This window comes from Brevundimonas vesicularis (assembly GCF_014204545.1).
GTDB lineage: Bacteria > Pseudomonadota > Alphaproteobacteria > Caulobacterales > Caulobacteraceae > Brevundimonas > Brevundimonas vesicularis_B.
The window spans coordinates 205,367-228,679 of sequence record NZ_JACHLJ010000004.1 but is presented as its reverse complement, the minus strand read 5'-3'; the positions used below and the strand labels follow the sequence as shown (position 1 = coordinate 228,679).

Below are 23,313 nucleotides of genomic sequence, written 5' to 3'. Positions count from 1 at the left end.
GCTGCGCTGACCGGCCTCTTGCCAACCCCGACAACCCCAGCTCAGATCACCAAAGGACTCTCGTTATGGCTGGATGAGAAATGGGGGTCACGTCATCGAAAACAAGGTCGGGACCTCCGAGAACAGCGATGAAGCTCCTCATCTGCACCACTATCCATCACAAGTTCGTCCAGCGAACGTGATAAAGCGAACAGCCTGGAGGTGTTCAATCCGCATCCGCACGCTATTGGATGGGTCACTTTAGCGCGTGCGGGAGTTGCGCCTGCTAAGACGTCAAGATCGCCAGATCGGAATGACTGATTAGCGCCAGGAGCGGTCATGCGGACCATGCCGGAAAGACGACATTCCGTGCGTGGATCAGAGGTCCTCTTTAGGGGGCGATGGCTGCTTCGCAAACCAACCCGTTGCGGACGTTGAGCTCGAGCCAAGATCGCATAGGCTAGCCTCATGGGACTTCTGACCTTCAGCATCAACCTCACTCTAGATGGCTGCGTCGACCATCAGGAAGGCATCGCCGACGACGAGACGCACGCCTTTTTTACCCGCTTGATGGACGAGAACGGCGCGATGCTCTGGGGTCGTGTGACCTACGAGATGATGGAGAGATACTGGCCTACCGTCGCTAGTGGCGAGGTGGATGCACCTGCGGCGATCCGCGAGTGGGCGGTCAAGCTGGAAGACAAACCAAAGTATGTGGCGTCAACGACGCGTACGACGTTCCCGTGGACAAACAGCCACCATCTTGGCAGCGACTTACATGCGGCGGTGCAAGCGCTGAAGGACGCTACGCCGGCTGGCGTGCTCCTCGGCAGCGACAAGCTGGCGACGGAACTAGATCGGTTGAATCTGATCGACGAATACAAGCTCGTCGTTCATCCAAGGATCGCAGGGCACGGTCCGACCCTTTATCACGCCGGCTTGTCCGCAACACGCAGACTAGAACTGCTCTCGACCAAGCCTTTCAGTAACGGCGCGGTCGCTATGCATTACCGGGCTCATTGATTGAAAGTTGGGACGATGTCCGCTTCCCACCCGAGGCGGACATCGGCCCAGCCGATTAGGCTAGTGCGATCTGGGGTATTCGCATGTCAAAGTCGCCTGCTGGATCGTTCAACTGACCATGAGCAGTGATGTCCAGCGTGACGGCATGTTCCTCGAACTGTCGGATGGGGTGATCGAACACGCGCTCTTGGCAGAGGTTTTCTACGCTGACGCAAACGGTCAGATGACCTTGGCGACGTTTGATAACGGAAGCATCCCCCTTGAAGTCGTGGAGTGGCTCATCTCGGAAGCTAAGCGAAGGCTACCGCCAGTCGATGACCGCTAACCACCCGTAGCGGACATTTGAGGTGCCTGATCCAATCGGCCTTGGTCACAAAGTCAGGCTGACGTTCCTCGCCCCGACGTTTCGGCCTGCACCCCATCCGCCTCTGCATCCGGATCGCGGCCTTCGCTGCGGTCAAACCATCGCATCACCGGCGTGACCGTGATCCCGTGCAGCAGGATCGACATCAGGCAGATCAGCCCCACGATGGCCCACAGCCGGTCGTCGCTCTCGAACGGCGCGGCGTTCAGCCCATAGGCCAGATAGTAGAAGGACCCCACGCCCCGGATCCCGAAGAAGGCCAGAATCAGCTTCTCGCGCATCGGCCGCTTCCAGCCGATGAAGCCGATCATCCCGGTCAGAGGCCGCACCACCAGCACGATCGCCAACGCCACCATCGCATCCAGCGGCCGCAGCGGCGCCAGCAGGCCCGACGCCAGCCCCCCGCCGAACAGCACCAGCACCACCATCATCGCCATACGCTCGATCTGCTCGATGAAGTCGTGCATCTCGACTTGGAAATCGTGGTCCCGGTCTGCGTGCCGGAACGCCAGCGCCGTGATGAACACCGCCAGAAAGCCGTAGCAGTGCAGCATCTCCGTCACCGAGTATGAGATGAAGGTCGCCGCCAGGGCGATGAACCCGTCGCGCGTCGCGGCCAGTCGCGTGCTGGCCGGAATGGTGAAGGTTAGCCAGCCGAACAGCCAGCCGATCGCCCAGCCGATGCCCAGCCCGGCGCCGATTTCCCACAGCACGCTGACGGTCAGCCACTCTACGAACCAGTCGTCCTTCTGGCCCGCCGCCACCAGGGCCAGGGCGATGGCCAGGTTCACGAACGGGAACGCCAACCCGTCGTTCAGCCCCGCCTCGGACGTCAGGCCGAACCGCACCTCGTCTTCACGCCCTTCGCCCGGCGCCGCCACCTGGATGTCCGACGCCAGCACAGGATCGGTCGGCGCCAGCGTGCCGGCCAGCAGGATCGCCCCCGCCAGGCCCAGCCCCAGGACCGTCCATCCCAGCAGCGCGATCGCCACGATCGACAGCATCATGGTGACGCCCAGCAACCGCCAGGTCACGCCCCATCGCCTCGGATTGAAGATCCGGTCGATCTTCAGCCCTGCCCCCATCAGGGCGATGATCACCACGAACTCGGTCAGCCGCTCGGTGATCTCGGGATAGGTCTGCGGCAGCGGATCGAACCCCACCTGCGGCAGGCTGAACAGCGCGGCCCCAAGCCCGACGCAGACGATCGGCAGCGAAAGCGGCGCGCGCCGGAACACCAGCGGCAGCCACGCCACCAGCGCGACCAGCGCCCCCACCACAAACAGCATGAGGATATAGGAATCGGGCATGGCTCTCCGGAGGATCGACAAGGCGTCGTTCCCTTAATGCGGCAACGCCCGTCCGGTTACCGGTCGTTTCTAGAGGCTATGGTTCCACGCCCCGTTGTTTCGATGAGGAACATCCACTAATCACCCCGATTTGGCGTCAAGGGCGACTGCTTTCCGGCCTAACGGCCAACATCCGCGTTCGGCGCCAAAGCCCAGGACCGAAATCGACCCGTTGCGGAACTATCCGCTTGTCTCGATCCATCGGCCAGCTAACGTATTGCGATGGAAATCAGCCGCAGAATCGTCGTTGCTGGCGTGGGCTTGGCCGTCACTTCACCGCTTCGCGCGTCTGCTGCGGACATGGAAAGTTCATCGATGTACGGCTTGATCGGCAAAATGACAGCGCAGCCAGGTCATCGCGACGAGCTGGTCAGAGTCCTCATCGAAGGTGTAAGCGGACTGCCGGGCTGTTTGAGCTACATCGTTGCTTTGGACCCGCTAGAGCCGGAGGTGATTTGGATCACAGAGGCATGGCAGAGCAAGGAAGCGCACGGCGCGTCACTCACGCTTCCGGCGGTCCGCGATGCGATCTCGAGAGGGCGACCGATGATCGCGGGAATGTCGAGGGTGGCCGAGACGGCGCCCGCAGGAGGGTACGGCCTCTCGGCGCCTGCCCACTAACATCCGCTTCCCACCCAAAGCTGACCATCGCCGGGCTTGCTTCAGGGCCCGGCTTAGGGTCACAAGTCGATTTGCTCTGACATCTCCCAGGCGTCATCCACCTCGATACCGAGATATCTGACTATGCTCTCCAATCTCCTGTGGCCGATCAGGAGCTGGCATGCGCGAAGATTGCCTGTCATTCTTGTGAATGAGCGAGACCTTAGTGCGTCTAAGGCTGTGAGCGCCGTACCCTTAGGGCTCTAGGTCAATCAACGGCGCCATCGGTCTATCAGCCCAGCATACGGCCTGGCGCCGATGTGCTGGCCGCACCGGCTCCGGCTTGGGAACGGCCAGTCGTCTTCAGGCTGGCGGGGCACACTCAGGCGAGCAGCGATCGCATCACGCGCAGGCTCGGTGATCTCAACGGGCACAGGTCTCCCGGTCTTCTGTTGGATGACGACCGACCGCTGACGGAGAACACCGCCTCTCGCCGCATCGCTCACGCGAAGTCGGACCAGGTCGCAGGCGCGTAGTTTCGAATCCAACGCGCAGTTGAACACGGCGAGGTCGCGAAATCTCCTAGCCACACTCAACTGTTGTCGGATGGACCAGATGAGCTTGGGCTTAAGCGGCGCCTTGGGGCCGATTAGACGGCGCGTTCCCTGAGGGCTTCGGTTGTAGGAACAGGTCAGACTGTCGCATGCCCCCTCCTCTGAGGTCGCATGCCTGTCGTGACGCCTGCTTCCAGATAATGAACTTCTGGGCGCCAGTCCCAGACATTCACTGCCGCATTGTTTGGCAATAGCCGCGCCTACTCCGACGGTCGATGCTATGCTGAACGCGGCAACCGTATGGTGAAACAGCTGCCGGCGCCCGGACCGTCGCTTTCCACGCGGATGTCGCCCTTATGCAGATCGACCAGTTGGCGGACCAGGGCGAGACCGATGCCAAGGCCTTCGCTGGATCGATCGTCGGGCCCCTTCAACTGCGTGTACAGCTCAAAGACCCGAGCTTGCATATCCTTGGAAATGCCGACGCCAGTGTCGGAGACGGCGACTTCGACGTAGTCGGGCCCGGCGTTCGCCCGGAGCTGGATCGTCCCGCCCGACGGGGTGTATTTGGCTGCGTTGGTCAGCAGATTGCTGACGATCTGCGATAGGCGGGTGAAGTCGGCTGTGACCCATACGGCTTCCGTCGGTAGGTCAAACGTGAAGGCATGCCCACCCGCGTCGATCTTGGGACGGCTTGTATCGATCGCGGAGTCCAGCACGGTCTTTAACTGCACCCGTTCGAGGCGCAGGGCGATCTTGCCCTGATCTATCCTCGAAACGTCAAGCAGATCCTCGACAAGCCGCGAGAGGTGAAACACTTGGGTCGCCATCCGCTCCCGGATGACGGCGGCTTGATCTGGCTCGCCGGCGCGATCGAGCAACTTCAGCCCTGCGTTCAGGGCCATGAGGGGATTGCGTAGCTCATGACCCAAGACCGCCAGGAACTCGTTCTTGCGTTGATCTGCGGCGCTCAAGGCCGTCGCATGCACGTCCAATTCGTCTCGTTGCAGGCGTATCCGCTCACGCTGCTGATAGAGTTCAATGAAGATCTCCGTCTTCATTCGCAGGATATTAGGCTCGATCGGCTTCTGGATAAAATCGACCGCGCCGGCCTCATAGCCGCGAAACCGGCGCTGCTGTTCTGCGCTGCCCGCCGTGACGAAGATGATGGGGACATGACGGACCCGGGCGTTGCCGCGCATGAATTCGGCCAGTTGGAAGCCGTCCATGCCAGGCATCTGCACGTCTAGGAGGGCGAGAGCGACGTCTTCGGCAAGGAGCAGCTCCAGCGCCTGATCTCCGGACTTCGCCTTGAGCAGGTGGAGACCTTCGCGCTGGAGCAAAGCCTCAAGCGCGAGGAGATTTTCCTCGAGATCATCGACAAGAAGAACCTTTATCGGGGTGTCGAGGGTCGTCATGCGGCTTCGAGTTCCACCAGATAGTTTGCGATGTCCGCCAGACTCATGGCCGTTGCGCCCGCGCAGGCCGCGAGAGCGGCTTCTGGCATCGCTGACGCATAGGCCTCTGACGGGCGTTCGACGAAGGCCTCGCCACCCCTTTCCATAACGGCTCTCAGGCCGGCGGCCCCGTCGTTGTTGGCGCCCGTCAGCACGACACCGATCAGGCCGGCTCCATAGGCGTCGGCGGCGCTTTCGAAGAGAACGTCAATCGATGGGCGAGAATAGTTGACCGGCTCATCCGAGGACAGGGCCAGCCCGCCATCTCGCTCGACCAGAAGGTGATAATCGGGGGGCGCAAAATAGACGGTTCCAGGAAGGACCCTTTCCTTGTCCTCGGCTTCAAGCACCGCAAGGGCGCAGCTCGCTTGAAGCAGCGGCACGAGACCATTGCCTCGATCCGGGGGGACATGGACCGCGATCAGAATGGGCAAGGGATAGTCCGCTGGGAGGATGGGAAGGATGGCTAAAAGCGCCTGGACGGCGCCGGCGGAAGCGCCGATCACCACCGCGCGTTGTGATGGGACACTCATGCGCCTAGCCTTCGGTAGAGCTTTTCCTGGGGGACGAACTCAGAAAATTCGCCGGCGTGGGCCGAAAACCTCAAACTTTCCTTGGAGCCGAGGCCGAGGAAGCCTCCGCGTGGTAGGGAGTCCTTGAACAGGCCAATGGCGCGATCCTGCAGGGCGCGATCAAAATAGATCATGACATTGCGGCAGGAGATCAGTTGCATCTCGGCGAACGCCGCGTCCGTGACGAGGCTGTGATCGGAGAAGACGACCCGGGCGCTGAGGCTACGGTCGAAGACGGCCCGCCCGTAGTCGGCCGTATAGTAGTCGGACAGGGACGAACGTCCGCCCGACTTCTGGTGGTTCTCGGTGAATTTGCGCAGCCGATCGAGGGCGTAGACCCCGGCTTCTGCTGCGCGGAGCGCATCGGGATTGATGTCGGTGGCATAGAAGAGGGTGCGATCATACAGCCCTTCCTCCCGGAACAGGATGGCTAGGGAGTAGACTTCCTCGCCAGTGCTGCACCCCGCAATCCAAACCTTGAGCGACGGATAGGTGCGCAAATGGGGAAGCACCGTCTCGCGCAAGGCTTTGAAATAGGTCGGGTCGCGGAACATTTCGCTGACCTGCACCGTCAGATAGCCCAGCAGCCGAGGCAGCATCGTCGGGTCGTGCAGGACAGCGTTCTGCAGCGCGGTCAGCGTCGGATAGCCCATCTGGTCGCGGGCCTGCACTAGCCTCCGCTTGATCGACGCACGGGCATAGTGACGGAAGTCGAAATGATAGCGCTGGAACAGCGCCTCCAGCAGCAGTTGGATTTCGAGGTCTTCGAGAGCGTCGGCCATGGATCAGCGCGGCATCCACACGCGGACCAGAGAGAGCAACTTATCGACATCCAGGGGCTTGGCCATGTAGTCGTTGGCCCCTGCTGCGAGACAGCGTTCCTGGTCGTCCGGCATGGCTTTGGCGGTCAGCATCAGGATCGGCAGGCCGCCCCAGCGTCCATCGCTCCGGATGCGCTGTGTCGCGGTGAGCCCGTCCATGACCGGCATCATCACATCCATCAGAACGAGGTCTATGGCGGGTGCAGAGGCGGCGGACGCATCGAGCGCGTCGAGCGCTTCCTGCCCGTTGCGCGCGATCTGCACGACGGCGCCGCGAGGTTCGAGCACGCTGGTGAGGGAATAGATGTTTCGGACATCATCCTCGACGACGAGGATGCGCCGGCCTTCCAGCACGGCGTCTCGATTTCGCGCCTTCTGGATCATGCGCTGCTGTTCGGGCGGCATGTCGGCGACCACCTGGTGGAGGAACAGCGAGACCTCATCCAGCAGGCGTTCCGGCGACTTGGCGCCCTTGATGATGATTGAGCTGGAGTAGCGGCGCAGTTGTTGCTCGTGGTCCGCCGTCAGATCCTGGCCGGTATAGACGATCACCGGCGGATAGGCCTGCTGACCGTCCAGACTGAGCTTCTCCAGCAGCGAGAAGCCGGAGGCGTCGGGCAGGGACAGGTCCACAACCATGCAGTCGAAGGTCTGCTGTTCGAGGGTTTGAAGGCATTCCGCCGCCGTGCCCACCCCGACCGTCTCGACCCCGCCGCTCGACAGAAGGGCTCTCATGGCCTCGCGCTGGACGGCGTCATCCTCCACGATCAGGACTCGTCGAACGGTCCGGGTGAGGTCCTCCTCCAGGGCCCGAAGGACATCCGCCAGCGCCTCACGTTTGACCGGCTTGGTGAGATACCCCATCGCGCCAAGCGCGCGCGCGGTCGTGGCATGGTCTCCAGCGGACACCACATGGATCGGTATATGGCGGGTCTGGTCGTCGCGCTTCAGCGTGTCCAGGACCGTCAGACCGGACTGGTCAGGAAGGCCGACGTCAAGGACGATGGCGCTCGGCCGGTACTGTTTGGCGAGCTTGATCGCGTCCTCGCCATTACTGGCCACAAGACACTGGAACGCCATTTCGCGCGACAGGTCCCGGACGATGGCGGCGAAACGATCGTCGTCTTCAACGACCAGCAACGTGCGCCGGTTCACGGCCAGCGCGTCCCGATCATCCTCAATCGCGCGGGGCAGGACAGCGGGCGACGATTTCGGGGCGGCCTGCGTGACTGAGGACGCCGCGGGTTGCGGAGCAAAGGGCGCGCGCGACGCAACCTGAGCGGCGTCGTAGGCGAGGGGCGCGCTGAGGGTGAAGGTGCTGCCTTTGCCGGGCTTGCTTTCCAGAGTGATCGCGCCTCCGAGCAACCGAGCCAGTTCCCTGGAGATCGAAAGTCCGAGCCCCGTCCCGCCGTACTTGCGGCTGATCGTGCCGTCGGCCTGCTGGAAGGCTTCGAAGATGCTGTTCTGCTGTTCGCGCGAAATACCGATTCCGGTGTCTTTCACCGAAAAATCCAAGCCCCGGTCGCCGGGCGCGATCCTCAGCTTTACGCTCCCCTTCTCTGTGAACTTGAAGGCGTTCGAAAGCAGGTTCTTAAGGATCTGTTCCAGACGTTGACGGTCCGTCTCAACCAGATCGGGCGTCCCCTTGGCGACGTCGATCGTGAAGTTCAGCCCCCGCTGGTCTGCAATCGGATCGAACAGCTGGCGCAAGTCGCCGGCCAGTCTCTGGACCGAAACAGCTTCGGGACGGATCTGGACGTGCCCGGCCTCGATCTTGGAGAGGTCGAGAATGTCGTTGATCAACGTCAACAGATCGTCGCCCGAGGACTGAATGGTCCGGGCGTAGCGAACCTGCTCTTCGGACAGGTTTCCGTCGCTGTTGTCGCCGAGAAGCTTCGACAGGATCAGCAGGGAGTTAAGAGGCGTCCGGAGTTCGTGGGACATGTTGGCGAGGAAGTCGGACTTGTACTGGCTGGCCGCTTCGAGCTCCCGGGCCTTGAGGGCCAGATCGGCGCCGGTCCGTTCCAGGTCGTCGCGCTGTCCCTCCAGAACCTGCGCTTGCTCTTCCAGCTGGCTGTTGGTCTGTTCAAGCTCCACCTGCTGCTGCTCCAGCCGCACCTGGGATTCCTTGAGCGCGCGCCCCTGCTCCTCCAACTCCTCGTTGGAAACCCGAAGCTCTTCGCTCTGCACCTGTAGTTCCTCGGACTGGCGCTGGGTCTCTTCGAGGGCGTTCTGAAGATCTAGACGATAGCGCGCCGACCTGAGGGCGACGCCTATCGCAGCCGCACTTTCATCCAGCAGCCGAAGGACCTGCGGTCCCGGGGCATGGATAAAGCCCAACTCGATCACGGCGTTGATGACGCCATCAGCGTTCGCAGGGGCAATGACGAGATGACGCGGGTCATCCCGTCCCAGCGCGGATCCAATAGTCAGATAGCCTTGAGGGACATCCGTCAGCAGCACTGACGCCCCATCAGCGGCGACCTGGCCCAGAAGGCCCTCCTTAAGTCGGAACTCCATAGGCACGGGCGCGTCTGATGGAACGCCCAGGGTGGCGGCGCGGCGGAAAACGCCGCCTTCGCCCTTGAAGATCGCTGCGGCTTGAAAGTCGACATATCGAGCCAGGAAGCCCAAGATGCTGTCGGCCAGCGCCTCGATGGTCTTGTCGCCGCTCATTGCTTCGGCGAGCCCGACCTGTCCGGCCTGAAGCCACTCCTGCCGGGCGCGTTCCCGCGTGCTGTTGCGGATGAGCAGGAACACCCCGACGGTGAGGGCGGCGCCGAGCAGGGCGGACAGGATTCCGGTCAGCAGGGCGGTCCGGTAAGCGACCTCCATCTCAGACAGCCACTGTCGCCGCTGCTGCGCGACGTCGGCGCGCATGATGGCCAAGCGTTCCCGGATCGCATTCATCGCCGTCCTGCCGCGGTCGGTTTCGATCATCGCGACGGCCGCCGCGAGGCCGCCCGTACGCCGCGCTTCGATTCCCCGGGTCAACTGCTCCATCTTGACGCCGACATGGCGCTTGACCTCTTTGAGGTTGGCCTGCTGCGCTGGGTCGCGCGAGGTCACTTCGGTGAGGATCGCAAGGTCACGGTCCATTGCGGCCACGGCGTCTTCGTAGGGCTCAAGATAACGGTCTTGGCCCGTGAGAAGGTAACCGCGCTGTCCCGTTTCAGCGTCCTGCACGGTCGACAGGACCTGGTCTATGGCCACCAGTGTCGTATGGGTTCCAACCACCTTTTGACTATTGGCGCGCAGGCCCTGGACGTTGAGGTAGGCGACGACGCCGCTAATCAGGAAGAAGGCGAGAACGAGCACGACGCCCACTCCGACCCAAATTTCGACCTTCGATCGAATGCGTCCAACGCCATGCTGCGTCTGAGCCAAGCTCGCTCTCCAACCCGAAAAGTTCATTCCGCCCGTCCATAGCTGCAAGCCACACCTTGGCAAACAGTGCTGAGGACGCCACCGCTGTTTTCATAATTTCCCTGACCGAAAGCCGACGTCCCCAACCGCCGCTTTGAGTCACGAGCGGCCGCTAGGTGCGTAGTCTGACAATTGCTGGACGAGGATGTGGAGACTTAACAAAGACTCCGCAGCGGGTTTCTGGCCAGTTTCTGGGCAGCGGCTATACGCTCAAGCCCGCTATGTCATTGAAGAAAATGGTGGACGCGACAGGGATTGAACCTGTGACCCCCTCGATGTCAACGAGGTGCTCTCCCGCTGAGCTACGCATCCGCCGTAGGGCTCCGAAAAACGTCTTCGGAGCGGGAAGAGCGGTCGTATAGCGGCGAGGCCGGTCGGCATCAAGCCGATTTAACGGCAAGAATGCGATTTCTCGCCAAACGCCGCTCGGCCCAGTCGCAGCGAAGGTTCAGGCGGCGACCATCCGCTCGACCTCATTGACCAGATCGCGCAGGTGGACGGGTTTGGACAACACCTTGGCGTCCGGCGTGGCCTGGGCGGCCGTCAGGGCCACGGCGGCGAAGCCGGTGATGAACATGATGCGCAGGCCGGGCTGTCGGGCGGCGGCGACGCGGGCGACCTCGATCCCGTCGGCGCCCGGCATGACGATGTCGGTCAGCAGCAGATCGTAGGGACCGTGTTCCAGGGCGTCGATCGCGTCGTCGCCGTTCTCGCAGTCGATGACCTGGTGGCCTGCCCGCTCCAGCGCGCGCGTCAGAAATCCGCGCAACGAACCATCGTCTTCGGCCAGGAGAATACGCGCCATTCGAAAAACACCCTTGAAACAGACCGCAAACCTAGGGCCCGAACGGTAAACCGCCGATGAAATTCGCCGCTCAGCCGACTTCCTTCCACAGCGAAACGCGCTAATCGAGGGCATGACCGACGGCGGCGACAGCTTTTCGATCACCGCCCCGGCGGCGGACGCGCCCGCGACGGCGCTGGTCTTCGCCTCGCCCCACTCCGGCGATCTCTATCCCGACGAGATGGGCGCCGCGCCGGGCCTGTCGCGCGCCAGTCTGAAAAGCGCCGAGGACGCCTTGGTCGGGCGCTTGGTCGCAGAGGGACCGCGCAGAGGCGCCGCGCTGATCGAAGGCCGGATCGGCCGGGCCTATGTTGATCTGAACCGTGATCCGTCCGAGCTGGACCCGGCCCTGATCGCGGATCTGGACGGGCCAGTCGGAGCCAAGACGGCCGCCGGTTATGGCGTGATCCCCCGCCTGGCCGGCGACGGGACGCCGCTCTATGCGCGCCGGCTGACGCTGGCGGAGGCCAGAAGCCGCATCGCCAGGGTCCACGCCCCCTATCACCAGGCGCTGGACGAACGGATGCGGGCGACGCGCGCGACGCGCGGACGAGCCGTGCTGATCGACTGGCATTCGATGCCGGCGCGCGCCGTCGGGGCCGAGGTCGTGTTGGGCGATCGTTACGGCTCGGCCTGCAGTGCGCGGCTCAGCCGAAGACTGCGCGAGTTGTTCGAGGGTCTAGGCTGGCGCGTGGCGCAGAACCATCCCTACGCCGGCGGTTGGTCCACCCAATGTTGGGGCCGGCCGGACGAGGGCTATGAGGCCATCCAAATCGAACTGAGCCGCAAGCTGTATTTGGACGAGACGACGCTGGCCCCCAACGCGACCTACGCCAAGACGCACAAGACCCTGTCGCGCGTGATCGCCGCCCTGTGCGCAGACGACTGGTCGGCCTGACTGATCGCTGATCAGATCAAAAAAAAAGCCGCACCCGAGGGTGCGGCATTAAAGTCTATAGGGAGGAAACGCCCAGGAAGGGCAAGACGCCCGGAGGCGTCAGAGGTCAACTTAGGTTGCGATGCACAATGGGTCAAGGCCCATGCGCGCCCGCTCGGTCACGCCTTGTTACGCAAATATGGCGGATCGCCTGACAAGACGGCGCTCTTTCGACCAAAGTCGGACGAGCGTTCGATCTCGCAACTGCGAAAGGATCGAGTCAGTTGTCCAGCAGCCGCCGTGCGTTGCGGATAGCGCGGGCGGCGGGCGACGCCTCCTGGCGATAGATCAACAGGCCGAAGGACGAGGCGACGCCCAGCGCCAGCCACAGCGGTCCGAACAGCCAGGCCGCCGCCGCCAGGGCGAAATAGTAGCCGCGCACGCCCTGACTGAAGGAACTGAGCGCCGGATTCAGAAGCTGGCCCGCCGCCTCGCTGAAGGCCTTGCGGTCGGTCTTGGTGTGGATTTCCGGAGCCGCGCCGATCAGCGCCAGGGCGTAGTTCATCTGGCGCAGCGCCCAGATGAAATCCAGAAAACCGCGCGCCAGACAGATCAGCACCAGCGCCAGCTTGGCCTCCAGTATCTTCATCGGCACGTTTTCCGCGCCGACGGCGGCGAACCCTTGGAGCGCGCTTTCGCCTCCGAACAGAATGCCCGCGACCGCCGCGATCAGTAGCAGGTTGGTGGAGGCGAAGAAGGAGGCGGAATTGATCGAATGCCCCATCAGCTGGCTGTCGATCAGCTTCATCTCGCGATGGGTCATGGACTGCATCCAGGCCGCCCGGACATGCTCCATGTCCTGGTTCAGCGAGCCGCCCTTCCTGCTGATGAAGGCCAGGATGGGGCTGTATCCCAGCCAGCAGATGAAGAAGAGGGCCAGCGCCGCCCAATCGGTCCAGGTCATGATCCAGATGTCCGCGATGATGCGCCGCGACGCAAGCCCGCCCGCGCCGGCATTCGCCACAGGTCGCCCTTGCCGTGACGGGCCGGGGAGCCTATCACCCTTCGCCTTTCAAATTTTCGCAGTCGCAGCAAAGACCCCGCCATGAACCTCGACGCCATTCCCGTCGGCCCGAACGCTCCCTGGGACATCAACGTCATCATCGAAATCCCGCAGGGCGGCCTGCCGGTGAAATACGAGATGGACAAGGAATCGGGCGCCCTGTTCGTCGACCGCTTCCTGCACACCGCCATGTACTATCCGGGCAACTACGGCTTCGTGCCGCACACCCTGTCGGACGACGGCGACCCCTGCGACGTGATCGTGCTGAACCCGACGCCGGTCGTTCCGGGCTGCGTCATCCGTTCGCGCCCCATCGGCGTGCTGAAGATGACCGACGAGGCCGGCGGAGACGAGAAGATCCTGGCCGTGCCGGTCGATAAGCTGAACCCCTACTACACCGAGATCGCCAGCTATCGTCAGCTGCCGGCCATCCTGATCGAGCAGATCGAGCACTTCTTCACCCGCTACAAGGATCTGGAGAAGGGCAAGTCGGTCAAGGTCGAGGGCTGGGGCGACGCCGGCGAGGCCGCCGATCTGATCGCAAAGGGCATGCAGGCCCACCAGGACAAGCTGGCCAAGAACAAGGCCGCCAACGCCGCCTGATCCGGGCGACAAGCGCTTGAAGCCTTAAGGCGTCCTCCGGTCGGGGGACGCCTTTTTTGCTGACCGTCAGGCTCGCCATTCGTGTCGCAGAAGGGCGTACTGATAGGTGTTGACGTAGATGGGCTGGCCCGCGGCGTCGTTCACGAACGAGATGAACTCGCGAAACAGCCCTTCGCGCCGCATGCCCAGCCGTTCGCAAAGCCTCTGTGACGCCAGATTGTCGTCCTCGGCATAGGCGTACAGGCGACGGGCCGCCTTGTCCTTGAACAGATGGTCGACCAGGGCGCGAGCCGCTTCGAACGCATAGCCGGCGCCCCATAGGCGCTGTTGAAGTTCCAGCCGATGGACCAGGTGTCCGGCGCCTCGAACATTGCGAAGACATCGCCGATGACATGGCCGTCGGCCTTGGACTGGACGGCGATATACTCGCCCTCGGCTGCGCGCTTGAGAACCTCCGCCTCGGCCGCCGCCATGTCCTCAAGCGCCATGGCGGCGAAACAGGCGGCGCGCGGTTGGTGAAGATAGGCGAACAGGTCTGCGGCGTCGCCGGCCTGAAAGGATCGAAGGGTCAGGCGATCCGTTTGCAAGGGTGTCATCGAGGGCCTCTGGTGCAGCTAACGCGGTCCTGACGATCGGCATGACGCCCTTTCGCCGATGACGGTAGGATTTTGTGCGCGCTGCGACGCCCCGCCCCTCTCCCGCAACGGTTCGGCCTCTCCTATCTGCGTCGCATGACCGAACTGACCCCCCGCGAGATCGTCTCCGAACTGGATCGCTATATCGTCGGCCAGAACGACGCCAAGCGCGCCGTGGCCGTGGCGTTGAGGAACCGCTGGCGCAGGAAGCGCGTGCCGGCGGATCTGCGCGACGAGGTGACGCCCAAGAACATCCTGATGATCGGTCCCACCGGCGTCGGCAAGACCGAGATCGCGCGTCGGCTGGCGCGGCTGGCCGGCTCGCCCTTCTTGAAGGTCGAGGCGACCAAGTTCACCGAGGTCGGCTATGTCGGCCGCGACGTGGATCAGATCGTGCGCGACCTGGTCGAGAGCGCCCTGATCATGGTGCGCGAGCGCCGGCGCGGCGACGTGCGGGCCAAGGCCGAGGCCGCCGCCGAGGACCGGATTCTGGACGCCCTGGTCGGACCGGGCGCGGGGGCGGCGACGCGCGACAGTTTCCGAAAGAAGCTGCGCGCCGGCGAGCTGGACGACAAGGAGATCGAGATCGCGCTGGCCGACACCGCCTCTCCGATCCAGGGGCTGGACATTCCCGGTGCCGGCAATGTCGGCCTGCTGAACCTGTCGGAGATGCTGGGCAAGATGGGCGGCGGGCGCACCAAGACCGTCAAGCTGGCGGTGCGCGATGCGACGACGCCCCTGATCGCCGAAGAGGGCGACAAGCTGCTGGATCAGGACAGCCTGACGCAGGAGGCGCTGAAACTGGCCGAGAACGAGGGCATCGTCTTCCTGGACGAGATCGACAAGGTTGCGGCTCGCCAGGGCGCATCCGGCGCCGACGTGTCGCGTGAGGGGGTGCAGCGCGACCTGCTGCCCCTGATCGAGGGCACCACGGTCTCGACGAAGTACGGGCCGGTGAAGACCGACCATGTGCTGTTCATCGCCTCGGGCGCCTTCCACGTCGCCAAGCCCTCAGACCTGCTGCCCGAGCTTCAGGGACGTTTGCCGATCCGGGTTGAGCTGAAGGCCCTGACGCGCGACGACTTCAAGCGCATCCTGACCGAGCCGGAAGCCAACCTGATCCGTCAGAACCAGGCCCTGCTGGCGACCGAGGACGTGACCCTGACCTTCACCGACGATGCGGTCGAGGCGATGGCCGATGCGGCGGTGGCGGCCAACAGCGCGGTTGAGAACATCGGCGCGCGCCGGCTTCAGACCGTGATGGAGAGGGTGCTGGAGGAGACCAGCTTCAAGGCTTCGGACCTGTCAGGTCAGACCGTGACCTTCGACGGCGATGCGGTGCGCGAGAAGATGGACGCCCTGACCAAGGACGTCGATCTGAGCCGCTTCATTCTGTAGCGACGTGCTCGGCGGCCTTGCGGTTCTGGCGGCCGCGCAGGCGGTCCGCCACCCGCTCGGCCTGGCGCTGGGTGAAGGCCAGTGCCGCAGGATTGCCGCGCCGGGCGCCGATGCTGTCGGCGACCTTAGCGCCCCGCTCGCCGATCGGCAGAGGCTTGCCGGTCGTGGTGTCCACGGCGGTCTGGTGTTCGATCTCGGCGTTCAGCTCGGCGCCCATCAGGATCACCTGCACCGACAGCCAGGTCCACAGCAGGAAACCCATCATCGCCGCCAGCGGGCCGTAGCTGTCGGTCCGCACGAAGTTGGACAGATACCAGCTGAACAGGAAGGACACCGTCAGGCTGAGCACCGCCGCGAAGATCGCGCCCGGCGTGACCCAGCGCCAGCGCGCCCTCTGACGGCAGGGACCGAAGCGGTAGATGACGGTCAGGGCGGCGACATAGCCCGCCAGCAGCAGCGGCCAGCGCAGCGGCGCGATCAGCCCCCACTCCTCCTCCAGCCCGAACAGCCGCACCACCACCGGGACGCCGACGACCAGGACCGAGGTCAGCAGAACCGCGATGATGGCCCCGACGGTGAAGGCCATGCAGATCAGGTTGTAGCGCACGATGTTGCGGCGCTCGACCTCGTGGTAGGCGACGTTCAGGCCGTAGAACAGCACCTTGACCGCCCCGTTGGCCGTCCACAGCGACAGGGCCAAGGTCCACACCAGGGTGAAGGTCAACTGGCTGTTGGAGTTCTCGGCCAGCCGCTGCATCTCCCCGCCCAGGAACTCGGCGATGCTACTCGGCAGCAGGGCGTAGAGGAACTGCAGTCGGCCCCAGGCGTCGGCCGGATCGGCGAACAGGCCGTAGAGGGTCACGAACGTCCCCAAGAGCGGGAACAGCGACAGCAGGGTGAAGAAGGTCACCCCGCCGGCCACGAACCCGACCCGGTCGCCGAAATAGGACCCGCCGGTGCGCCAGACGATGTCGGACCAGCCCCTGTGAGGAATGTGCTCGGGCCGTTTGGCCATGCGGCCGCGACCGGGCTCCTGGGCCTCATAGTCCTCGGGCGTCGGGACCTTGGGCGGCAGCGGCTCGGGGCGAGGCGCGCGCAGCTCGACCCCGACCTTGTGCCCCTGGCTGTAGAGCAGGTGGGCGGCGCCGGCGCCGGCGGCCAGACCCCCGGCTGCGGCGGCCAGGAATTTCCACACACGACCCCGCTCAGCCGGCGCGGGCGCCCGGGCGAACAGGTTGCGAAGCGGGGCGAGGCGGGAGGGGCGGCGCGCAGTCATCCCGACGCGAACGGTCAAGCTGGCCTCGCGTTCCTCCCGTCGCGCTTGAAATCGGCGCCGGGCCGGGCCAATCAACGCCCATGACCGACCCCATCACGCCCAAGTCCGACACCGACGCCCCCACCCTGCTGACCGCCTGGAAGGCGGCGCAGGCCCGGCTGAAGACCGGCCGCATCGACAGCCCCGCCATCGACGCCCGCCTGCTGCTGGAGGCCGCCGCCGGCGCCAGCCGCATGGACATCCTGACCGACCCCTATCGGCCCATCACCGCCGACCAGCTGAGCGCCTATGAGGCCATGGTCGAGCGCCGGCTGAAGCGCGAGCCCGTCTCGCGTATCGTCGGCAAGAAGGGCTTCTGGAAGATCATGCTGAACGTCACCCCCGACGTCCTCAGCCCCCGTCCCGACACCGAGACCCTGATGGACGTCTCCATGCTGGCCTTCGGCAAGGCCGAGGCCTTCGACGCCATCGACCTGGGCACCGGCTCGGGCGCGATCCTGCTGGCGCTTCTGGCCGAGCGGCCGGCCGCGCGCGGGGTCGGCACCGACATCTCGTCCGAGGCCCTGGCGGTGGCCAAGGAGAACGCCGCCAACCTGGACCTGAACGAGCGCGCGACCTTCCTGCGCACCGAATGGGCCGCGGGCTTCGGCGACGCCAGCTTCGACCTGGTTCTGTCCAACCCGCCCTATATCCCGACCGACCATATCGCGACCCTGGACCCGGAGGTCCGCGACCACGACCCGCACCTGGCCCTGGACGGCGGGCCGGACGGCTTGCAGGCCTATCGCGACCTGGCGCCCGAGGTGAAACGCATCCTGAAGCCGCTGGGCGTCTTCGCCGTCGAGATCGGCTTTGACCAGGGCCCGCAGGTCAAGGCGCTGTTCGAGGCCGCCGGCTTCACCGACGTCAAGATCATCAAGGACCTGGGCGAACGCGACCGCGTCGTCACCAACGGCCCGGACCCGCGCACCAATCCTATCCCGCAAGACTGAGCCTCCAAAGGTAGCGCTTTGATTTTGAAGCGCTGCGTTAGGAACCCTCGCGCCGGCGTCGGATTGATCCCACTCAGATAGGGAGATCCGACATGAAGGCGTTATGCTGGCACGGCAAGGGCGACATCCGCTGCGAAGAGGTGCCTGACGCCACAATCGAGGATGGCCGGGACGCCGTCATCCGCGTGACCAGTTGCGCCATCTGCGGCTCGGACCTGCACCTGTATGGCGGCTATGTGCCGGGCATGAAGCACGGCGACGTCATGGGCCACGAGACGATGGGCGAGGTCGTCGCTGTCGGCAAGGACAACGACAAGCTCAAGGTCGGCGACCGCGTCGTGGTGCCCTTCACCATCAGCTGCGGCGATTGCAAGATGTGCCGCGCCAGCCTGTTTAGCCTGTGCCAGCGCTCCAATCCGAACGGCGCCGAACAGGCCAAACAGACCGGCTACCCGACCGCCGGCCTGTATGGCTACAGCGAGATGTACGGCGGTTTCGCCGGGGGTCAGGCCGAATATCTGCGCATCCCCTACGCCGACGTCGGGCCGATCAAGGTGCCCGAGGGGCTGACCGACGATCAGGTGCTGTTCCTGTCCGACATCTTCCCGACCGGCTGGATGGCGGCCGAGAACTGCGACATCCAGCCCGGCCAGACCATACTGGTGTTCGGCTGCGGGCCGGTGGGCCAGTTCGCCATTCGCAGCGCCTTCATGATGGGCGCCGGCCGGGTCATCGCCATCGACCAGGTGCCCGAACGGCTGGCCCTGGCCCAGGCGGCGGGTGCCGAGACGATCGACTTCTCCGAGGGCGACCTGCAGGAGCGGATCAAGGCCCTGACCAATGGCGAAGGCCCCGATGCGGTGATCGAGGCCGTGGGCTTGGAGAGCCACGGCTCGGGCAGCCTGATGGAGAAGGTTCAGGAGACCGTCGCCGGCAAGCTGGAGCGCCCCTATGCGCTGAACGAAGCCATCGTGGCCTGCAAGCCCGGCGGGATCATCAGCCTGCCCGGCGTCTTCGTCGGCATAGCGCCCGTGATGCTGGGCGCCTTCATCGGCAAGGCCCTGACGCTCAAGACCGGCCAAACCCACGTGCAACGCTACCTGGAGCCCCTGATGAAGAAGGTCCTCGACGGCGACATCGACCCCAGCTTCCTGATCACCCACAAGATCGGGCTGGAAGACGGGCCGGACGCCTACAAGACCTTCCAGGAGAAGAAGGACGGCTGCATCAAGGTGGTCATCAATCCCTAGGTCGCGGGCGCGCGACGGCGAAGAGACCAGAGGCCCCGGCGGCGACGTCGGGGCCTAACTTGACTGCATGAGTTAACCGCCCTTGCACAACCATAACTACTAGTTGAATGTCGCCCAAGCTTCGCGGACTTGGTACCGGTGAGCCGAATTTGGGGCGTCAATGGTCGACAAATCAGAACTGGATACCCGACATGCGGAGCGCGTCAACGACGCTTTGACCCGCATTAGGTCGGGCGAGGATGACGCGTTCGAAAGTTTAGTACTCTCGGAGAGAGTTTCCAGAGAATTAGATGACGAGAACATAGTTCTACATTCGTTCAATGTAGATGTAATAAAATCATACCTTCCGTACTCGGATCGTATATACGTTATGATATGCCCGCAGTGCGTTACTGTTCAAAATATCGATAACTATAAAGAGCTAGTAGAAACATCGTCTATAATTCCAATATTTGGCGGAGCGTATAGCAATTACGACGACAAAATAGTCGATATAACGTACTCTCACAACCATGTTGGGGGCCATGAGTACTTCGCTCTTAGGAGTCTTTTTGCTGGCGCAGGAGGGCATGCAAGGATTTGCTCTCACTGCGTGAAAGAGCGGGCGTCTTCACTTACTGCCCAGCTTGGCAAGCGACGGCTGAAAGGATTTGTCGAGCGCGACGTTCGCGCGATGATGGCAAACCTCCATCCATACGTGAAGCCCGATTTTGAGTTATTAGATGAACTTGAAAGTGCTCTGGCAATCAAAGATACAGAAAAAGCTAGATCACTTTTTGCAATGAGCTGGATGCTGAGCCACATGAGGTCGGCATCTATATTTAATTCTCCTATTATAATTTCAGGTGAGTCTTACGCAAACCTACCTATCGGTTACGACGATCATAAAGATCAGACCCAGCAACATGCGATAAAAGTCCAAAAATCCATAGGGGAAGGCCTAGGGATACAAATTCCCGAAGGTTTGTCTTTAAGCAAATACATAGAAATTGCTTCTGATTTTCGCCCCAGAATCCAGAAGCTCACATCGGAATTAAACAAGCCTCAAGCGTCCGATGTTTGGCAGTCGTCCTTGGACAAGGAGATAATGGGGCTCAACCAAGAGGCCGCCCGGGCTGCCAAGTCGTCGAGATACATAGCGCTGGCAGCGATGGTCGAATTCTATTCCAACAACCATATTAAGTTAAATTCCGCGTTGTTTGCTGCCTCAATGAGCCTTGGGGCGGGAGCGCTAGGTTGTGGCGTCGCGGCTGTGGCAGGTACAGCTGGAGGCGCTGCTATCACCTCTGCACTGACAGGGATCGCCGGTGCTAAGGGATGGATAAGCTCAGGGCCAGCGCTCGAGCGAGCAGGTCGAACCGTGAATAATGTGGTCCAACCCCAAGTAGACGCGCTCATCGCGAAATACGTCGGAACGACACCGATGGCTTTGAGCGTAATTTCGCTCAAAAAGGACATTAAGGCGACAGCTTAGAGACCACCGCGCGCATTCTGCTTGCAGCTTTGCCTGTATTGGCTGACCGGGGAGGTTGGTCGATCGCTAATGCACCCGCATCTTCCCGATCTCTAGCCCGCCCTCACCGGCGGTGACCGCAATCACCCCGCCGTCTTCGATCTCGCCGGCCAGGAGTTTGCGGGCGATCGGGTCGACAAGGTCCTTCTGGATGACGCGTTTCAGGGGTCGTGCGCCATAGGCGGGGTCGTAGCCGCGGTCGGCGAGCCAGGCCAGGGCGCTGTCGTCCAGGTCCAGGGTCAGGCGGCGGTCGGCGAGCAGTTTCTCGAAGCGTGACAGCTGGATGCGGACGATGCCGCCCATCTGGTCGCGGCCCAGGCGGTGAAACAGGATGATCTCGTCGATCCGGTTCAGGAACTCGGGCCGGAAGTGGGCGCGCACGGCGTCCATGACGAAGGGGCGCACGGCCTCGACATCATCCCCCTCGCCCTGATCGGCCAGATACTGGCTGCCGAGGTTGGAGGTCATGATGATCAGGGTGTTCCTGAAATCGATGGTGCGGCCCTGACCGTCGGTCAGGCGGCCGTCGTCGAGCACCTGCAGCAGCACGTTGAAGACGTCGGGGTGGGCCTTTTCGACCTCGTCGAACAGAACGACCTGATAGGGGCGACGACGCACGGCCTCGGTCAGGGCGCCGCCCTCGTCATAGCCGACATAGCCGGGAGGGGCGCCGATCAGGCGGGAGACCGAGTGTTTCTCCATATATTCCGACATATCCAGGCGGGTGATGGCCGCCTCGTCGTCGAACAGGAACTCGGCTAACGCCTTGGTCAGTTCGGTCTTGCCCACGCCGGTCGGCCCCAGGAACAGGAAGCTGCCCAACGGACGGTTGGGGTCGTTCAGTCCGGCGCGGGCGCGGCGAACGGCGTCGGAGACGGCGGCCAGGGCCTCGTCCTGACCCACCACGCGACCGCCGAGCGCCGTTTCCATCTGAAGCAGTTTCTCGCGTTCGCCCTCCAGCATCTTGTCGACGGGCACGCCGGTCCAGCGGCTGACGACGGCGGCGATCTGTTCGGCGTCGACGACCTCGGGGGTCAGGGGGCCCCCACGACCTGAGGCGCCGGAGGTCTCATTGGCCTCGGCCTCTTCGAGCTGCTTTTCGATCTGGGGGATCTGGCCGTAGGCGATCTCTGACGCACGGCCCAGGTCGCCCGCGCGCTGGGCGTTGGCGAGTTCCAGGCGCAGGCGGTCCAGGGTTTCACGCAGTTGGGCGCCCTGGCCGACCTTGTCCTTTTCGGCTTTCCACTGGGTGGTCAGGTCGTCGGACTGGCCTTCCAGATCGGCGATCTCGTCCTCCAGCTTTTCCAGACGGTGTTGGGAGGCCTGGTCGGTTTCCTTCTTCAGGGCCTCGCGTTCGATCTTGAGCTGGACCAGGCGGCGGTCGATCTCGTCCAGGGCCTCGGGCTTGGAGTCGACGGCCATGCGCACGCGGCTGGCCGCCTCGTCGATCAGGTCGATGGCCTTGTCCGGCAGGAAGCGGTCGGTGATGTAGCGGTTCGACAAAGTGGCTGCGGCGACGATGGCGCTGTCGGAAATGCGCACGCCGTGGTGGACCTCGTACTTCTCCTTCAGGCCGCGCAGGATGGAGACGGTGTCCTCCACCGTCGGTTCGGCGACGAAGACCGGCTGGAAGCGGCGGGCGAGCGCGGCGTCCTTTTCGACGTGCTTGCGGTATTCATCGAGCGTCGTAGCGCCGACGCAGTGAAGCTCGCCGCGCGCCAGAGCAGGCTTCAGCAGGTTGGACGCGTCCATGGCGCCGTCGCCCTTTCCGGCGCCGACCAGGGTGTGCATCTCGTCGATGAACAGGATGATGCCGCCCTCGGCCGCCGACACCTCGGACAGGACGGATTTCAGCCGTTCCTCGAACTCGCCGCGATATTTCGCGCCGGCGATCAAACTGCCCATGTCCAGCGCCATGACGGTCTTGTCGCGCAGGGATTCGGGCACGTCGCCGTTGACGATGCGCAGGGCCAGACCCTCGACGATGGCGGTCTTGCCGACGCCGGGCTCGCCGATCAGGACGGGGTTGTTCTTGGTGCGGCGCGCCAGGACCTGAATGGTGCGGCGGATTTCCTCGTCGCGGCCGATGACCGGGTCGATCTTGCCGTCGCGGGCGGCCAGGGTCAGGTCGCGGGCGTAGCGTTTCAGGGCGTCATAGCCGTCCTCGGCGCCGGCGCTGTCGGCGGTCTTGCCCTTCCTCACCTCGGCGATGGCGGCCTCCAGCTTGTCGGCGGTGACGCCCGAAGCCTTCAGCACCTCGGCGGCGACCCCGCCTTCCTTGGCGAGCGCGGCCAGCAGCCGTTCGGTGGTGACGAAGGCGTCGCCGGCGGCCTTGGAGGCCGCCTCGGCGGCGGCGAAGACGCGGGCAGTATCGCCGTCCAGATAGAGCTGGCCCGAGCCGCCGCTGACCTGGGCGCGTTTCTTCAGCGCGGTCTCGGTGTCGGCCTCGGCGCGGCGGGCGTCGCCGCCGGCGGCCGTGATCAGATTGCGGGCCAGGCCGTCGCGTTCCTCAAGCAGCACCTTGAGCAGATGCTCGGGCGCGAACTGCTGGTGTCGGCGGGCCAGGGCCAGCGATTGGGCCGACTGGACGGCCTGTTTGGCGCGGTCGGAATAGAGTTCGAGATTCATAACGGTCCCCTCATCAGGCGGATTTCGCCCGCGACGCCCTTTCAGGAAGCGACGCCGCGGGTCTGTGAATCCGAGATGGTGTGACCGAT

General features: G+C 63.7%; 19 protein-coding genes and 1 tRNA gene. 9 read left to right on the top strand and 11 right to left on the bottom strand.

Annotated elements, in window-relative coordinates; translation table 11 throughout:
• The first annotated feature begins 447 nt into the window (after positions 1–447).
• Positions 448–1,002 (top strand): dihydrofolate reductase family protein, encoded by a 555-nt coding sequence (locus tag HNP47_RS15190; RefSeq protein WP_165116485.1) that lies wholly within the window; start codon positions 448–450, stop codon positions 1,000–1,002.
• A 118-nt stretch (positions 1,003–1,120) separates the two neighbouring features.
• Positions 1,121–1,327, top strand: coding sequence for a hypothetical protein (locus HNP47_RS15185; RefSeq protein ID WP_184280210.1), 207 nt, complete (start codon positions 1,121–1,123; stop codon positions 1,325–1,327).
• 53 nt (positions 1,328–1,380) lie between these two features.
• Here the strand turns inward: HNP47_RS15185 and HNP47_RS15180 are convergent, their stop codons facing one another.
• Entirely contained in the window at positions 1,381–2,676 is a 1,296-nt protein-coding gene (locus HNP47_RS15180; RefSeq protein ID WP_184280209.1) for a sodium:proton antiporter, read from the bottom strand.
• 261 nt (positions 2,677–2,937) lie between these two features.
• Here HNP47_RS15180 and HNP47_RS15175 point away from each other — a divergent pair, with 261 nt between their 5' ends.
• Entirely contained in the window at positions 2,938–3,336 is a 399-nt protein-coding gene (locus HNP47_RS15175) for a putative quinol monooxygenase (protein WP_165116481.1), read from the top strand.
• Positions 3,337–4,147: 811 nt separating this feature from the next.
• On the opposite strand, the gene HNP47_RS15170 is transcribed toward HNP47_RS15175, so the two are convergent.
• The 6 genes from HNP47_RS15170 to cpdR all read right to left on the bottom strand — a co-directional run bounded on the left by HNP47_RS15170 (position 4,148) and on the right by cpdR (position 10,950).
• The gene (locus tag HNP47_RS15170) at positions 4,148–5,287 is read right to left on the bottom strand and encodes a hybrid sensor histidine kinase/response regulator (RefSeq protein WP_165116478.1); all 1,140 of its coding nucleotides are present in this window, start codon (positions 5,285–5,287) and stop codon (positions 4,148–4,150) included.
• Positions 5,284–5,859, bottom strand: a complete 576-nt coding sequence (locus HNP47_RS15165; protein ID WP_165116476.1) for a chemotaxis protein CheB — start codon at positions 5,857–5,859, stop codon at positions 5,284–5,286. The genes HNP47_RS15170 and HNP47_RS15165 overlap by 4 nt, the downstream gene beginning before the upstream one ends.
• The gene (locus HNP47_RS15160) at positions 5,856–6,680 is read right to left on the bottom strand and encodes a protein-glutamate O-methyltransferase CheR (RefSeq protein ID WP_165116474.1); all 825 of its coding nucleotides are present in this window, start codon (positions 6,678–6,680) and stop codon (positions 5,856–5,858) included. Before HNP47_RS15160 ends, HNP47_RS15165 begins: the two co-directional genes overlap by 4 nt.
• Before the next feature lie 3 nt (positions 6,681–6,683).
• Positions 6,684–10,106: a response regulator gene (locus HNP47_RS15155; RefSeq protein ID WP_254607463.1), complete on the bottom strand. Its 3,423-nt coding sequence runs from the start codon at positions 10,104–10,106 to the stop codon at positions 6,684–6,686.
• A 276-nt stretch (positions 10,107–10,382) separates the two neighbouring features.
• A tRNA-Val gene (locus HNP47_RS15150) sits at positions 10,383–10,457 on the bottom strand.
• Between the two features lie 136 nt (positions 10,458–10,593).
• Positions 10,594–10,950, bottom strand: a complete 357-nt coding sequence (cpdR, locus tag HNP47_RS15145) for a cell cycle two-component system response regulator CpdR (RefSeq protein ID WP_017506825.1) — start codon at positions 10,948–10,950, stop codon at positions 10,594–10,596.
• Positions 10,951–11,062: 112 nt separating this feature from the next.
• Here cpdR and HNP47_RS15140 point away from each other — a divergent pair, with 112 nt between their 5' ends.
• Positions 11,063–11,887 carry an N-formylglutamate amidohydrolase gene (locus HNP47_RS15140; protein WP_184280208.1) on the top strand — a complete coding sequence of 275 codons (825 nt, stop codon included), beginning with the start codon at positions 11,063–11,065 and terminating at the stop codon, positions 11,885–11,887.
• A 259-nt stretch (positions 11,888–12,146) separates the two neighbouring features.
• On the opposite strand, the gene HNP47_RS15135 is transcribed toward HNP47_RS15140, so the two are convergent.
• On the bottom strand, positions 12,147–12,830 hold the full coding sequence (locus tag HNP47_RS15135; protein WP_045811071.1) for a DUF599 domain-containing protein: 684 nt from the start codon (positions 12,828–12,830) through the stop codon (positions 12,147–12,149).
• Between the two features lie 141 nt (positions 12,831–12,971).
• On the opposite strand from HNP47_RS15135, the gene ppa reads away from it, so the two are divergent.
• Complete coding sequence (gene ppa, locus HNP47_RS15130; RefSeq protein WP_017506822.1) at positions 12,972–13,532, top strand: inorganic diphosphatase; 561 nt, start codon at positions 12,972–12,974, stop codon at positions 13,530–13,532.
• Positions 13,533–13,598: 66 nt separating this feature from the next.
• Here the strand turns inward: ppa and HNP47_RS16610 are convergent, their stop codons facing one another.
• On the bottom strand, positions 13,599–13,871 hold the full coding sequence (locus tag HNP47_RS16610) for a GNAT family N-acetyltransferase (protein ID WP_409360164.1): 273 nt from the start codon (positions 13,869–13,871) through the stop codon (positions 13,599–13,601).
• Between the two features lie 392 nt (positions 13,872–14,263).
• Here HNP47_RS16610 and hslU point away from each other — a divergent pair, with 392 nt between their 5' ends.
• Complete coding sequence (gene hslU / locus HNP47_RS15120; RefSeq protein WP_184280207.1) at positions 14,264–15,565, top strand: ATP-dependent protease ATPase subunit HslU; 1,302 nt, start codon at positions 14,264–14,266, stop codon at positions 15,563–15,565.
• On the opposite strand, the gene HNP47_RS15115 is transcribed toward hslU, so the two are convergent.
• The gene (locus HNP47_RS15115; RefSeq protein WP_260394904.1) at positions 15,555–16,859 is read right to left on the bottom strand and encodes a YihY/virulence factor BrkB family protein; all 1,305 of its coding nucleotides are present in this window, start codon (positions 16,857–16,859) and stop codon (positions 15,555–15,557) included. The two genes, hslU and HNP47_RS15115, sit on opposite strands and share 11 nt — an antisense overlap.
• 62 nt (positions 16,860–16,921) lie before the next feature.
• Between HNP47_RS15115 and prmC the strand changes: the two genes are divergently transcribed.
• From prmC to HNP47_RS15100, 3 genes are all read left to right on the top strand, one after another.
• Positions 16,922–17,833, top strand: a complete 912-nt coding sequence (prmC, locus tag HNP47_RS15110; RefSeq protein WP_184280206.1) for a peptide chain release factor N(5)-glutamine methyltransferase — start codon at positions 16,922–16,924, stop codon at positions 17,831–17,833.
• A gap of 92 nt (positions 17,834–17,925) precedes the next feature.
• The gene (locus tag HNP47_RS15105) at positions 17,926–19,083 is read left to right on the top strand and encodes a zinc-dependent alcohol dehydrogenase (RefSeq protein WP_184280205.1); all 1,158 of its coding nucleotides are present in this window, start codon (positions 17,926–17,928) and stop codon (positions 19,081–19,083) included.
• Between the two features lie 592 nt (positions 19,084–19,675).
• On the top strand, positions 19,676–20,557 hold the full coding sequence (locus tag HNP47_RS15100) for a hypothetical protein (protein WP_184280204.1): 882 nt from the start codon (positions 19,676–19,678) through the stop codon (positions 20,555–20,557).
• A gap of 66 nt (positions 20,558–20,623) precedes the next feature.
• Here HNP47_RS15100 and clpB read toward each other — a convergent pair whose 3' ends face one another.
• Positions 20,624–23,224 (bottom strand): ATP-dependent chaperone ClpB, encoded by a 2,601-nt coding sequence (clpB, locus tag HNP47_RS15095; RefSeq protein WP_184280203.1) that lies wholly within the window; start codon positions 23,222–23,224, stop codon positions 20,624–20,626.
• Positions 23,225–23,313 lie beyond the last annotated feature (89 nt).